9 protein-coding genes are annotated in these 14,752 nt (G+C 60.4%); 7 read left to right on the forward strand and 2 right to left on the reverse strand.

What is annotated here, in order from left to right:
- The first annotated feature begins 12 nt into the window (after positions 1 to 12).
- Positions 13 to 1,461 (forward strand): PTS transporter subunit EIIC, encoded by a 1,449-nt coding sequence (locus tag ACTQX9_RS04785; RefSeq protein ID WP_441540631.1) that lies wholly within the window; start codon positions 13 to 15, stop codon positions 1,459 to 1,461.
- A 219-nt stretch (positions 1,462 to 1,680) separates the two neighbouring features.
- Here ACTQX9_RS04785 and rlmD read toward each other — a convergent pair whose 3' ends face one another.
- Together rlmD and ppk1 are read right to left on the reverse strand one after the other, a co-directional pair.
- Positions 1,681 to 3,009 carry a 23S rRNA (uracil(1939)-C(5))-methyltransferase RlmD gene (rlmD, locus tag ACTQX9_RS04790; RefSeq protein WP_427748199.1) on the reverse strand — a complete coding sequence of 443 codons (1,329 nt, stop codon included), beginning with the start codon at positions 3,007 to 3,009 and terminating at the stop codon, positions 1,681 to 1,683.
- 86 nt (positions 3,010 to 3,095) lie between these two features.
- Positions 3,096 to 5,504, reverse strand: coding sequence for a polyphosphate kinase 1 (gene ppk1 / locus ACTQX9_RS04795; RefSeq protein WP_441540632.1), 2,409 nt, complete (start codon positions 5,502 to 5,504; stop codon positions 3,096 to 3,098).
- A gap of 548 nt (positions 5,505 to 6,052) precedes the next feature.
- Between ppk1 and arcA (ACTQX9_RS04800) the strand changes: the two genes are divergently transcribed.
- The 6 genes from arcA (ACTQX9_RS04800) to ACTQX9_RS04825 all read left to right on the forward strand — a co-directional run bounded on the left by arcA (ACTQX9_RS04800) (position 6,053) and on the right by ACTQX9_RS04825 (position 14,601).
- Positions 6,053 to 7,294: an arginine deiminase gene (gene arcA, locus ACTQX9_RS04800; RefSeq protein WP_427719159.1), complete on the forward strand. Its 1,242-nt coding sequence runs from the start codon at positions 6,053 to 6,055 to the stop codon at positions 7,292 to 7,294.
- 138 nt (positions 7,295 to 7,432) lie between these two features.
- Positions 7,433 to 8,911 (forward strand): amino acid permease, encoded by a 1,479-nt coding sequence (locus tag ACTQX9_RS04805; RefSeq protein WP_441540633.1) that lies wholly within the window; start codon positions 7,433 to 7,435, stop codon positions 8,909 to 8,911.
- Positions 8,912 to 8,927: 16 nt separating this feature from the next.
- Positions 8,928 to 10,052 carry an aminotransferase gene (locus ACTQX9_RS04810; RefSeq protein WP_441040929.1) on the forward strand — a complete coding sequence of 375 codons (1,125 nt, stop codon included), beginning with the start codon at positions 8,928 to 8,930 and terminating at the stop codon, positions 10,050 to 10,052.
- Between the two features lie 580 nt (positions 10,053 to 10,632).
- Complete coding sequence (gene arcA, locus ACTQX9_RS04815) at positions 10,633 to 11,874, forward strand: arginine deiminase (protein ID WP_427719159.1); 1,242 nt, start codon at positions 10,633 to 10,635, stop codon at positions 11,872 to 11,874.
- Between the two features lie 105 nt (positions 11,875 to 11,979).
- Positions 11,980 to 12,975, forward strand: coding sequence for an ornithine carbamoyltransferase (gene argF, locus ACTQX9_RS04820; protein WP_006234279.1), 996 nt, complete (start codon positions 11,980 to 11,982; stop codon positions 12,973 to 12,975).
- Between the two features lie 138 nt (positions 12,976 to 13,113).
- Positions 13,114 to 14,601: a YfcC family protein gene (locus ACTQX9_RS04825; protein WP_441540634.1), complete on the forward strand. Its 1,488-nt coding sequence runs from the start codon at positions 13,114 to 13,116 to the stop codon at positions 14,599 to 14,601.
- The last annotated feature ends 151 nt before the right edge of the window (positions 14,602 to 14,752 follow it).

Consider the following 14,752-nt stretch of genomic DNA (forward strand, 5'->3'; position numbering starts at 1 on the left):
AAGGAGAAAATAATGGCTGAAAAATACGACGATCTGGCCAGATCCATACTCGAGAACGTAGGCGGCGCCGAGAACGTCGCCAGCGTCGCGCACTGCATCACGCGTGTGCGCTTCAAGCTCAAGGACGAGTCCCGCGCCAACACGGCCAAGATAGAGGCCCTCAAGGGCGTTATCCAGGTCATCCAGGCCAACGGCCAGTACCAGGTGGTCGTGGGTAACATCGTCGAGGACGTCTACGACGCGGTCCTGGAGGCCGGTAACTTCTCGGGCGGCGCAAGCGCCGACGACGAGCCCCAGGGCGATAAGACCGTTGCCTCCGTCATCATCGACCTCATCTCTGGCATCTTCCAGCCCATCCTGGGACCGCTTGCCGCCGCAGGTATCATGAAGGGACTGCTTGCCCTCATCACCTACTTCGTCCCGGCCTTTGCAAACGACGGCCTCTACACGCTGCTCTACACCGTGGCTGACGGCTTCTTCTACTTCCTTCCCGTCGCCCTGGCGTTCAGTGCCGCGCGCAAGTTCCGCATGAACGAGTTCACCGGCGTGGCAATCGGCGTGGCGCTCCTCTACCCGACGATGGTCGCCCTGACCTCAGGCGAGGCGCTCGGTAGCATCGACCTCGGCGTGGCCGGCACGTTCTCGTGGTACGCCACCGCCCTCGGGGTCCCCATCATCATGCCCGTGTCCGGCTACGTGAGCTCGGTGATTCCCGTCCTTCTCATGGTGTGGTTCGGCTCTATCATTGAGCGCTGGCTCAAGAGCTGGATGCCGGCTGCGCTCAAGATGTTCCTCGTCCCGCTCGCCACGATGACGGTCTCCATCGTCTTGGGCTACCTCGTCATCGGCCCGGTGGCCACCCTCATCACCAACCTGCTGAGCGTGGCGTTCTCGTTCATCTTCCAGCTTCCCGTGGTTGGTTCCGTCTTGGGCAGCGCCCTGGTCGGCGGACTGTGGATGTGCCTCGTCATCTTTGGCTTCCACTGGAGCCTCATCCCCATCTCCATCATGAACCTGAACACCCTCGGCCACGACAGCGTGCTCGCCGCCACCGTCGGCCACGGGTTCGCGCTCGGAGCGGTTATCTTTGCCATGTATCTCAGAAACAAGGACGAGCGCTTCCGCGGCATCGCCCTTCCCGCGATGATCTCCGCCTTCTTCTTCGGCGTCACCGAGCCGGGCATCTACGGCATCGCCCTCCCCAACAAGCGCGCGTTCGTCGTGGCATGCCTGAGCTCCGCCGTGGGCGGCGCCATCGTGGGAATGACGGGCGCCCTCATGTACATCTCGGGTGGCCTCGGTGTCTTCAACCTGCTCAACTTCATCGACGGGACCCCTGGTGGCGCCGGAATCTCCCACATGATCTTCGCGATCATCGCCTCGCTCGTCTCTGCCGTCCTGGCCTTCGTCATCGAGTTCATCACCTACCGGCCCAACGACGACGAGGAAGGCGCCCGCTAGCTTGGGCCCTTCTCGACCAGCTCTATGTAGTTGAGGGCAGTTGAGGTGGGTGAGGGCCGAGGGCGGTCGAGGCGGCCGCCCTCGGCCCGGGACAACCTGCCAGAAGGCGTTTAGCTTTCTCGGGAGGCAGTTCAATGTCCAAGAAATCGTCCGCAGTCCCCAAATTTATTTTTATCCCCGTCCCAGAAAAATCATCGGGTGTGGTCTTGGGCAAACAGTCTAGTTGCGCTTGAGATGGGCGACGGTTTCGCAGTGGAAGGTTTGCGGGAACAGGTCGACCGGCGTGATCTTGACGGGGGAGAAGGTGCCTTCCTCGACAAAGCGCTTAAGATCGCGTGCCAAAGTCGCCGGATCACAGCTCACGTAGGCCACGTCGCGGGCGCTCGTGCTGGCGATGAGGTCGATTGCCTCGGGTGCCAGACCTGCACGCGGCGGGTCGACCACCAGGACATCGGCATCCTGATCGGGGAACTCGCGCACGGCATCGCCGCCGATGACATCGACGTTATCGAGCTTGTTGATCTCGAGGTTGCGGCGCAGGTCGCGCACGGCCGGGCCGTAGGCCTCGACGGCGGCAACAAAATCACAGCGGCGGGCGAGCGGTAGGGTAAAGGTGCCGGCGCCGCAGTACAGGTCCATGGCAAGCTCGTCTTCTTGCGGGTCGAGCGCCTCCATGACAAGCTCGATCAAAATCTCGGCGCCCTTGGTGTTGACCTGGAAAAACGATGGGGCCGAAAGGCGCATCTGGCCGTCGGCGATGTTCTCGGTCCAGGAGCCCTCGCCGGCGAGCATCTCCACCTTGGAGACGCGGCGGGCCTTCTTCTCGCCCTTGCTCATGACGCGCACTACGCTCGTGGGGCGAGCGGCGTCTGCCAACACGCGCGAGACCTGCGAGCGCGGGAAGGAGCCCGTGGGCGTCCAAAGTGCGACCTCGAGTGCCTTGGTGCGACGCGAAGCGCGAATGCCCACGCGCTCCAGACCCAGATCGTGACTGCCGCTCAGATAGTTGAGCGCGCCGACGACCGATTTGAGCGCCTTGGGAAAACGCTTATCGAACAGCGGGCACGAATCTACGGTGACGATCTTGCTGGGATCGACGCCGTGCATGCCAAGGCGAACGCGGCCGTTAACGAGGGTGGGCTCCAGCTCAATCTTGTTGCGGTAGCCCCAGTCGTCCTTGGTGTGGCGGATGGGCTGGACAAGATCGTTGACCTGCTCGGGGGCGAACTTGCCAATGCGCTCGAGCGTGGAGCGCAGGTTTTGCTCTTTGGCGGCAAGCTGCGCGGTGCGCGAGAGATTGCCCCACGAACAACCGCCGCAGACGCCCACGAAGGGGCAGGGGGGCTGAATGCGATCGGGGCCCGGCTCCAGAATCTCGGTCGTGCGGGCGCGCATAAACGACTTGCCGTCCTGCACGATCTCGGCCTCGACGGTGTCGCCTGCCACGGCGCCCTGCACAAAGACGGCCTTGCCGTTGTCGGCGTGCGCCAGTCCGTCGGCGCCGTAGGTCATCGATTCTATGGTGAGCTTCATGTTCCTGCCTGTCATTCGCGGTATTGTTCGCAACCATGGTAGCAGGGAAAAGCGCCCCGTATTTGGGGTATTCCTCAAATACGGGGCGCTTCTACAAACGTCTATTTCGTCTTGCCGGTAATGAGCGTCTTAAGGCCTAGGCCGATCAGGCCCAGTCCCATGCGCACGCGACCGGGGCGATGGCGCTCGATGGTCTTGGTCTTGCCAGCGGGCTTCTCGCGGCGGGCGCCCTTCTCGGACGCGGGGTTGGCCGTCTGCGGTTGGGGCCGAGGAGCAGGCTCGGACTCAGGCTCTATGACGGTTGCCTGAACCTTCTGGACCTCGGGTGCGGCCGGCTGCGGTTCGAGCTCAGGCTTGGATGCGAGCGTAGGTTCTGCCTTGGCGACGGCCTCGGCGTTGCGATAGGCACGCTCCAGCAGAGCTTCCTGCGAGTTGAAGGGCTTCTCGCCTTCTTTGCGCTCCACGGGAATCCAGGTGCCGTCACTCGTCAGACTGCGTGCCTTCACGTTGTCGCGCAGCTGCATGCCCATGTACTCGTGCACCTGGGCGCGGCAGGTGGGGTCGAGCACGGGGAAGGCGATCTCCACGCGGTGCTCGGTGTTGCGCGTCATCATGTCTGCCGAGCTCAGGTAGATCATATCCGAGTCCACGCCAAAGGCATAGACGCGCGCATGCTCCAAAAAGCGTCCGACGATGGAGCGCACGTGCACGTTCTCGGTCTTGCCCGGAACACCGGGCTTGAGGCACGAGATACCGCGGATGATCATGTCCACGCGCACACCGGCACACGATGCCTCGGCGATCTTGTCGATGACCTCGCGGTCGGTAAGCGAGTTGAGCTTAAAGAACACGCGGGCGGGCTCGCCGACAAGGGCACGCTGAATCTCGCGGTCCAGGCCGCGCATGATGAGCGGCTTGAGGCCCACGGGCGCCACGCCCAGGAAGCGGTAGTCGCCGCGCAGGTTGCCCAGCGACAGGTTGCGGAAGAACAGGTTAGCGTCCTCGCCGATGCCGGGATGCGCGGTCATGAGCATAAAGTCGCTGTAGAGCTTGGCCGTCTTCTCGTTAAAGTTGCCGGTACCCAAAAGCGTCAGACGGGTAAGCGCCATGCCCTCGCGATAGGTGAGCTGGCAGATCTTGGAATGGCATTTAAAGCCCTCGGAGCCGTAGATAACGGTGCAGCCGGCCTCTTCCAGCCGCTCGGCCCATTCGATGTTGTTTTGCTCGTCAAAGCGGGCGCGGAGCTCCATGAGCACTGTAACCTCTTTGCCGTTTTCGGCAGCATCGATGAGCGACTCGCACAGGCGGCTTTGTTTGGCCACGCGGTAGAGCGTGATGCGAAGCGAGATGCACTCGGGGTCGTAGGCTGCTTCGTGCACCAGGTCCAAGAACGGGTTCATGGTCTCGTAAGGGTAAAAGAGCAGCTTGTCGTGCTGCAGCACCTGGTCGCGGATGGAGCGGGTCATATCGATGGTGGGGTTGGGCTGCGGCCTAAACGGCGTAAAGAGCAACTCGTTGCGTAGATGCTCGGGTATTTTGCCCTCGATGCCAAAGACATAGCCCAGGTTGAGCGGGATATCGCAGGTAAAAACCGAGCGGCGCGAAAGCTCGAGCGCTTTGCGGATGGTCTTGAGCGTTGGCTTTTCGAGCGAGCCCGATACGGCGAGCACCACCGGCTGCAGGCGCAGGCGCTTCTTGAGGATGCGCTTCATGTGCTGGCGGTAATCCTCTTCCTCCTCGACGCCCTCGCCGTCCGGATCGATGTCGGCGTTGCGGGTGACGCGGATGAGCGCGCGGTCGAGCGGCTTATAGGAGCCGAAGCAGCTGTCCAGGCAGGCGAGGATGACGTCCTCGAGCAGAATGTAGGAGTAGGTGCCGGTGGGCGAGGGGATTTCGACCACGCGGTTCATCGAGGCGGGAATCTCGATAAGGCCCAGCAGGCTCTCCTCGTCGGTGATGCCGTCCAGGCCACAAGCCAGATAGAGCGCGCCGTTGCGCAGGTTGGGGAAGGGATGGCGCGGGTCGATGACCAGCGGCGAGATGACCGGTGATACGTAGGCCTGGAAGTAGCGGGTTACAAAGGTATGTTCCTCGGGCGTAAGCGAATCGATGCGGGCGCGGTGAACGCCCAGAGTGTCGAGCTTGTCCTCGATGCTCTTAAAGATCGACTCCCAGCGGGTAAGGAGCCCGGGCAGCTCTGCCATGACAGCATCGACCTGTTCGGAGGCGGTCATATTGCTCTTGTTGTCGACGGGCTGTTTTTTGAGCTCCGCCAGATCGGACAAGCCGCCCACGCGCACCATGAGAAACTCGTCGAGGTTTGACTCGAAAATCGAGACGAACTTAAGGCGCTCGAACAGTGGCACAGACTCATCGAAGGCTTCGTCGAGTACGCGGTTATCAAAGCGCAGCCAGCTAAGCTCTCGATTTTGCGTATACGAGAAATCGCGCGGTATCTTGCGCAGCTTGGCGGCGTTCTGCTTCTTTTCGATTTTGCTCGGCATATGCATCTGTCCGTTCAGTCCCCAAAGGGACGGTAGCCTAACACTGTTTGCTATTGTCTCAATTTAGTCGACCTATGGCACGGACGTATCGCGCGAACGGTATCTTTACCTACTTATTACGCTGACGATCCGAAGCACTAACGTCCGGTGCTTTGAACAAGCGATCTATATCCTCACTCAACTGGTGAGAATGTATGAATAAGAATGATAGCAAGCTGAATATAATCGAATTTAGGTCGAATCGAGGACAAGCGTCATTTATATGCAGAAAACCGTTTTCGCTATGCAATTTTGAATCATGGATAACTTTGAGTGTTCAATCTTGATTTCCTAGAAAAATAACGTTTACCTAGGAAAATCTGCTTTACGAAACTGAAGTGCATCATGGGAAATCAAATGCGATATACCGTTCATCGTACTTTGTTGACCGTTCGGGGGCGAGGTGGAATTGCGGGTGGAAATTGGATATAACTAGAGCTGTCAGCAAGCAGCGCTCCATACGGAGGGGCGCTGATACATTCGGCCAGTAAGGCCCGAAAGAAAGGTAGGAGGCCATGACGAAAGGTCTGCACGTGCCTTCCGAGATCGGCAAGCTCAGGAAGGTCTGCCTGCACCGTCCCGGCGACGAGCTCCTCAACCTGCCGCCCGACGAGCTCGAGCGGCTCCTGTTCGACGACGTCCCGTTCCTGGAGGTCGCGCAGCAGGAGCACGACACCTTCGCCCAGATCCTGAGGGACCAGGGCGTCGAGGTGCTCTACCTCGAGAACCTCGTCGCCGAGGTGTTCGACCAGGTCCCCGGCGCCCGCGCCGAGTTCACCGACCAGTACATCGCCGAGGCCGGCATCCGCGGGAAGCACATGCCGCAGATCGTCCGCGAGAAGCTGGACTCCATCGAGGACAACCTCGAGTTCGTCAAGAAGACCATGGCCGGCATGACCAAGGCCGAGATCGAGATGCCCCTCACGGCCTCCACGACCCTCGACTCCCTGGTCAACTCCGAGTCCGAGTCCGACCTGATCATCGACCCGATGCCCAACCTCTACTTCACCCGCGACCCGTTCGCGGTCGTCGGCGAGGGCGTCAACCTCAACCGCATGTACTCGGTCACCCGCAACCGCGAGACCCTGTACGGCAAGTACGTCTTCAAGTACCACCCCGACTACAAGGACGTCTCCCTGTACTTCCGCCGCGACTGCCAGTTCCACACCGAGGGCGGCGACGTGCTGAACATCAACGAGAAGACCCTCGCCGTCGGCATCTCCCAGCGCACCCAGGCCGCCGCTATCGACGTCATGGCCCAGAACATCTTCTGGAACTCCGACTCCAAGGTCGAGCGCATCCTGGCCTTCGACATCCCGGTCTCGCGCGCCTTCATGCACCTCGACACGGTCTTCACCCAGATCGACGTCGATAAGTTCACGATCCACCCCGCCATCATGGGCACCCTGCGCGTCTACGAGCTGACCGCCGGCAAGAACCCGGGCGACGTGAACATCCGCCTGATCGAGGACACCCTCGAGCACGTCCTGGAGGACGCCACCGGCGTCGACCAGGTCAAGCTGATCCCCTGCGGCGGCGGCGACCCGATCGCGGCCTCCCGCGAGCAGTGGAACGACGGCTCCAACACCCTGTGCGTCGAGCCCGGCAAGATCTGCGTCTACGCCCGCAACACCGTCACCAACGACGTGCTGTACAAGGAGGGCCTGGACCTTCTCGTCGTGCCCTCCGCCGAGCTCTCCCGCGGCCGTGGCGGCCCGCGCTGCATGAGCATGCCCTTCTGGCGCGAGGACCTCTAAGGTTTTCAAAGACCCGTACAGGTCTTAAAGCAAACGTCTAACTGCCATTAGATGTCTCCCATTGGGGCGGTGCGGATCTTTCGCACCGCCCCATTCTTGTTTAATGAAGCTAATTCAACAACAGATAAGGTGGCCATTATGTCTAAAGACAGTCGTGTCGATAACCCCAACGGTGTCGGCTTTTTCGGCCTTGTCGGCATGGTCGTTTCCTCCTGCATCGGCACGGGCGTCTTCGCCCTTACCGGTCAGCTCGCTAACGTCGCCTCTCCTGGTGCTGCGCTCATCGCTTGGGTCGTTTGCGGCCTGGGCTTTTTGATGCTGGCGCTCTCGCTCGCCAACGTGGGTTCCAAGCGCCCCGATCTTGACGGCGCCTGCGCGTACGCGGAGGAGGGCTTCGGTCCTTTCCACGGATTTATCTCCGGCTGGGGCTATTGGCTTTCCGCCTGGCTCGGCAATGTCGGCTTTGGCACCATGATCGCCCAGGTCCTGGGTTCCGATTATTGCCTGGGCACGATCATGCCGGGCGTGTTCTCGGATCCCGTGACCGGAAACCCCGCTGTCGTCGGCGTCGTTGTCGTGTCGCTGGTCCTGTGGGGTATTACGTTCTTGGTCATTCGCGGCGTCGAGAGCGCTGCGGCCTTCAACGCGATCGTCATGGTCATTAAGATTGCCTCCATCCTGCTGTTCATCGTGTTTTCCTGCTTCGCCTTTAATGCCGGTGTGTTTACCGCCGACTTCTGGGGCACCGCCGCGCGCAATGCCACGATCATCGCCGCCAACTGCGTTGAACTCGGAAGCGTTGCCAACCAGGTCACGCAGTGCATTCTGATCATGATGTGGGTCTTCATCGGCGTCGAGGGCGCTTCGGTCATGTCCGGTCGCGCTAAGCGCAAGAGTGAAGTCGGCTCCGCCACTATCATCGGCTTGATCGTGCTGCTCACCCTCTACATCGGCGCTTCCGTCATTCCGTACGGCGTTGTTGACTATGCCGATCTGGTTGCGGCTCCCAAGCCTGCCACCATTTCCGTGTTCGAGCAGCTTGCTCCCGGCTGGGGCGGCGCCTTCATCTCCTGGGCCATCATCATCTCGGTGTGCGGCTCCTGGCTCTCCTTTACCATGCTTCCTGCCGAGGTCTCCTCGATGATGGCCGACCACGGTCTGCTTCCCAAGTCCTGGGGCGAGGTCAACGCCAAGGGCGCGCCGCAGATGGCCTTGATTATCGTCGGTGCCCTGACGGAGGCGTTCATCATCATCGCCACGTTCGCTGCCGACGCTTATACCTTCGCGATCTCCATGTGCACCGTGACCATCGTTGTCACCTGGGCCTACGCTGCTGCCTATCAGGTCAAGCTCTCTCGCGAGCGCGGCGAGTCGGGCCAGGCTCTTATCGGTATCCTCGCCCTGGTGTTCCAGGTCGTCGGCGTGCTCTTTACCGGCTGGGGTTTCTTGCTGCTTGCCTGTCTGGGCTACATTCCCGGTTTCCTGTTCTATCGCAAGGCACTCACCGAGTCTGGTCAGTCCATGGGCAACGGCCAGGTTATCTGTGCCGTGGTGATCGCCCTTTTGGGCATCATCTCCATTCCCATGACCTTCGCCGGCATCATCCCCGTGTTCTAGCGATTGGAGCCTAGCCATGGATATCAAGACAATCGGCGTTGAGGAATGGCTCAACGTTTGGGAGAAGAGCGCTACGTGGGATATCGCCCAGTCGACGATCTCGTCGCTTACCATGGGCGAGTTGCGCGCGCTCGACGAGCAGGACGGCGCTACCTTCTACGAGCGCCTGGACCGCGAGAAGATGAACTACGGCTGGATCGAGGGCTCGCCCGACTTTAAGGCCGAGGTCGCCAAGCTCTATCGTCGCGAGGTCAATCCCGATCACATTCTTCAGACCAATGGCTGCACGGGTGCCAACCTCAACGCCATCATGGCCGTTGTCGAGCCCGGCGACCACGTGATTGCCGAGTGGCCTACCTATGCGCCGCTCTACGAGATCCCGCGTACACTGGGCGCCGAGGTCGAGTATTGGGAGCTTCGCGAGGAGCTCGGCTGGAAGCCCGATATCGAGGAACTCAAGCGCCTGGTTCGCCCCAACACGAAACTCATCTGCATCAATAACGCATCGAACCCCATCGGTACGGTGCTTGATGCCGATACGCTCGGTCAGATTGCCGAGATCGCCCGTTCGGTGGGCGCCTACGTGCTGTGTGACGAGGTGTATCTGCCGCTCGAGAACACCGAGTCCTTTATGTCGATGGTCGACGTGTATGAGAAGGCCATTGTCACCAACTCGGTGTCTAAGACCTATTCGACGCCTGCAGCCCGCGTGGGTTGGGTCGTGGCCGACGAAGAGGTGTCCAATCGCATCCGTACCTATCGCGATTACACCATGATCTGCGGCGGCGTGTTCAACGATGCCCTGGCGACCTATGTGCTTGAGCACAAGGACAAGATTCTCGAGCGCAACCGCAAGATCGTGTCTGGCAATCGCGATATCGCGCAGGCTTGGATCGATACGCAACATCGCGTTTCCTGGACGGCCCCGCAGGGCGTGTCTACCTCGTTTATCCAGCTTGATATTCCCGAGGACGACGAGGAGTTCTGCAAGCGCCTGTTGTCCGAGAGGGGAGTGCTGCTGGTGCCCGGCAGCCGTTTTGAGCTTCCCTGCGGCGCACGCCTGGGCTACTGCGCGAGCGAAAATGTTCTTCGCGAGGGCCTGAGGCTTCTGGGCGAGGCTCTGGCCGAGTTCGATCGCTAATCCCTTGAGGCCCTCGAAGGACTAAACCTTACTTGGCCCTAGGTGTACCGAATGCAGACCCGCTCCCTTTTGGGGAGCGGGTCTGCATGTCTTTGCCGCCGGAAAAGTCAAGTTGTTACAAATGGGGACGCAAGATCGATCGGGTATTCGACGGGCCTTATACTAAGTTTCCGGTGAACGGTATCCAACGTCTGGTAAACGGTAATCTGTTTGCTAAAAATGAATAGGACAAACTTTTTTATGAATAAAAATGAAAATGGTTGAGAGACAGCAAGAATTGCGAATTCTATTCATATCGTTGCACGAAATATGCAATCTGAGGGTGGTTTAACAAAGTTTAGTTCCATTTGATTTTTGGATTGAAAACGCGTTTAAGCACGTAAATAAACTTTATTAAATCAAAGTGTGCCATGCGTGAAGTATATGTGTATGCCGTTCACCCCCTATAAAAAACCGTTCGGGGGCAAGGTGGAAGTATGGGTTGATTTTGGATATAAATATGTCGTCAGCAATAACGCCTCACACGGAGGGGCGCTAACGAATCGGCCCTGACAAGGGCCCGAAAGAAAGGTAGGAGGCCATGACGAAAGGTCTGCACGTGCCTTCCGAGATCGGCAAGCTCAGGAAGGTCTGCCTGCACCGTCCCGGCGACGAGCTCCTCAACCTGCCGCCCGACGAGCTCGAGCGGCTCCTGTTCGACGACGTCCCGTTCCTGGAGGTCGCGCAGCAGGAGCACGACACCTTCGCCCAGATCCTGAGGGACCAGGGCGTCGAGGTGCTCTACCTCGAGAACCTCGTCGCCGAGGTGTTCGACCAGGTCCCCGGCGCCCGCGCCGAGTTCACCGACCAGTACATCGCCGAGGCCGGCATCCGCGGGAAGCACATGCCGCAGATCGTCCGCGAGAAGCTGGACTCCATCGAGGACAACCTCGAGTTCGTCAAGAAGACCATGGCCGGCATGACCAAGGCCGAGATCGAGATGCCCCTCACGGCCTCCACGACCCTCGACTCCCTGGTCAACTCCGAGTCCGAGTCCGACCTGATCATCGACCCGATGCCCAACCTCTACTTCACCCGCGACCCGTTCGCGGTCGTCGGCGAGGGCGTCAACCTCAACCGCATGTACTCGGTCACCCGCAACCGCGAGACCCTGTACGGCAAGTACGTCTTCAAGTACCACCCCGACTACAAGGACGTCTCCCTGTACTTCCGCCGCGACTGCCAGTTCCACACCGAGGGCGGCGACGTGCTGAACATCAACGAGAAGACCCTCGCCGTCGGCATCTCCCAGCGCACCCAGGCCGCCGCTATCGACGTCATGGCCCAGAACATCTTCTGGAACTCCGACTCCAAGGTCGAGCGCATCCTGGCCTTCGACATCCCGGTCTCGCGCGCCTTCATGCACCTCGACACGGTCTTCACCCAGATCGACGTCGATAAGTTCACGATCCACCCCGCCATCATGGGCACCCTGCGCGTCTACGAGCTGACCGCCGGCAAGAACCCGGGCGACGTGAACATCCGCCTGATCGAGGACACCCTCGAGCACGTCCTGGAGGACGCCACCGGCGTCGACCAGGTCAAGCTGATCCCCTGCGGCGGCGGCGACCCGATCGCGGCCTCCCGCGAGCAGTGGAACGACGGCTCCAACACCCTGTGCGTCGAGCCCGGCAAGATCTGCGTCTACGCCCGCAACACCGTCACCAACGACGTGCTGTACAAGGAGGGCCTGGACCTTCTCGTCGTGCCCTCCGCCGAGCTCTCCCGCGGCCGTGGCGGCCCGCGCTGCATGAGCATGCCCTTCTGGCGCGAGGACCTCTAAGTCTTTCCGTTTCCGGTGCGGTCCCCCTACAACCGCACCGGTTTCGCCCGTCAAACGGGCAACACTAATACTTGCGTAATTTATTTTTTCGAAAGGAAACGAACCATGGGTGTTAACCTCTCCGGCCGTAGCTTCCTCAAGCTCCTCGACCTCACCACCGAGGAGATCGAGTACCTGCTCAAGCTCTCCAAGAACTTCAAGGACATGAAGCGCGCTGGCGTTCCGCATCGCTATCTCGAGGGCAAGAACATCGTTCTGCTCTTCCAGAAGACCTCCACTCGTACCCGCTGCGCCTTCGAGGTCGGCGGCATGGATCTGGGCATGGGCGTCACCTACCTCGATCCGGGTTCGTCGCAGATGGGCAAGAAGGAGTCCATCGAGGACACCGCCCGCGTTCTCGGCCGCATGTATGACGGCATCGAGTTCCGTGGTTTTGCCCAGGACGACGTCGAGGAGCTCGCCGCTAAGTCCGGCGTGCCCGTGTGGAACGGCCTGACCACTGAGTGGCATCCCACCCAGATGCTCGCCGACATCCTGACCGTCCAGGAGAACTTCAACTACGACATCAAGGGCAAGACCCTCGTCTTCATGGGCGACTGCAAGAACAACGTTGCTCGCTCCCTCATGGTTGTCTGCTCCAAGCTCGGCATGAATTTCGTGGCCTGTGGCCCCGAGGAGTGCATGCCCGCTGACGATGTCATCGAGGCCTGCAAGCCCATCGCCGAGGCCAACGGCTGCACCATCAAGCTGACCACCGACGTCAAGGACGGCGTCACCGGTGCCGACGTTATCTACACCGACGTGTGGGTCTCCATGGGCGAGCCTGACGAGGTCTGGGCCGAGCGCATCGCTCAGCTCACCCCGTATCGTGTCACCTCCGAGGTCATGGCTATGGCCAACCCGGGTGCCATCTTCCTGCACTGCCTGCCCAGCTTCCACGACACCAACACCACGATTGGCGCCGAGAAGTGCGAGCAGTTCGGCATTACCGAGCAGGAGGTCACCGACGAGGTCTTCGAGAGCCCTGCTTCCAAGGTTTTCGACGAGGCCGAGAACCGCATGCACACCATCAAGGCTGTCATGTACGCAACGCTCAAGTAAGAGCCTTTAAGCATTTCGCTCGGGGTGTATTGCTGCACACCCCGAGCGGTTTGTCTGGTAAATATCTTGCGTCGGGCGGTGGGCACGGCACGGAAGATCCGCTTCGCGCGAGAAAGCTAAATGATTTATGAAGGGGGGATGAGAACTATGACTGAGACCGCTAAGAAAAAGCGCGGTATGCCTTCATCGTTCACCATTCTTCTAGCTCTGCTGGCAATTGTTGCAGTGATTACCGTTATCGTCTCCGGCACGTCCGGCGGCGCTGTTACTGCAGCCCGCCTGAGCGATTTCTGCACCGCCCCGATTCTGGGCTTCGCTGACGCTCTGCCCGTCTGCCTCTTCGTTATGATCTTGGGCGGCTTCCTCGGTATGATGACCGAGACCGGCGCTCTGGACAACGGCATCGCCGTTCTGGTGCAGAAGCTTAAGGGCAACGAGATCATGCTCGTTCCTGTCCTTATGCTCATCTTCTCCCTCGGTGGTACCACCTATGGTATGTGCGAGGAGACCGTTCCCTTCTACGCCCTGCTCGCCGCTACCATGATGGCTGCCGGCTTCGACCCCATGGTCGGCGCTGCTACCGTCCTGCTCGGCGCTGGCTGCGGCTGCCTGGGCTCCACGGTTAACCCGTTCGCCGTCGGCGCTGCCGTCGACGCTCTGACCGGCGTTGGCATTGAGGTCAACCAGTCCATCATCATCGGCCTCGGTGCCGTCCTGTGGATTGTTACCACGGCCATTTCCATCTTCTTCGTCATGGGCTATGCCAAGAAGGTCAAGGCTGACAAGGGTTCCACCATCCTTTCGATGCAGGAGCTCAAGGACGCCGAAGAGGCTCACGGCAAGGCTGCTTCCGAGGTTAACAAGGAGGTCAAGCTCACCGGTCGTCAGAAGGGTGTTCTGATCGCCTTTGCCTTCACCTTCGTCGTCATGATCGTCGGCTTCATTCCGCTGGCCGACCTCAACGAGGGCGTTGCCAACTTCTTTGACGCTGGCGCTGTCTACGATGCCGACGGTAACACCGTCGTCCAGGGCTGGTCTGCCCTGATCACCGGCCTGCCCATTGGCCAGTGGTACTTCGACGAGGCTTCCACCTGGTTCTTCCTCATGGCTATCCTGATCGGTATCATCGGTGGCCTGTCCGAGAAGCAGATCGTTAACACCTTCATCACCGGCGCTGCCGACATGATGTCCGTTGTTCTCGTCATCGCCCTCGCCCGTGGCATCTCCGTCCTCATGGCCAACACCGGTCTCGACGTCTACGTCCTCGACGCTGCCGCCAATGCCCTGGCTGGTCTGTCCGGCGTGATCTTCGCTCCCATGAGCTTCCTGGTCTACTTCGGCCTGTCCTTCCTGATCCCGTCGACCTCTGGTATGGCTACCGTCTCCATGCCCATCATGGGACCGCTGGCTGTTAAGCTCGGCTTCTCGCCCGAGGTCATGGTCATGATCTTCTCCGCCGCCATCGGTGTCGTGAACCTGTTCACCCCGACCTCCGGTGCCATCATGGGCGGTCTCGCCCTGGCCAAGATCGAGTGGACGACCTGGCTCAAGTTTGCCCTTAAGCTCATCGTCGTTCTCTCCGTCGTCTGCGCCATCATCCTGACTGTCGCCTGCGTGTTGATCTAAGTACCCAACGGGTGCCCCACGGAAACCTTGACGATCCTGTAGAGGATCACTTGGTCATCGTCTGTCCGGTGGGGTCACCCACCGGTAGACTCCTACCTTTAGCCCCCTCCCGTTCCGTGCGCGGGAGGGGGCGCTCTTATGTTGCGCGGTT

The organism is Collinsella sp. LCP19S3_F2 (genome assembly GCF_052121015.1).
Lineage (GTDB): Bacteria > Actinomycetota > Coriobacteriia > Coriobacteriales > Coriobacteriaceae > Collinsella.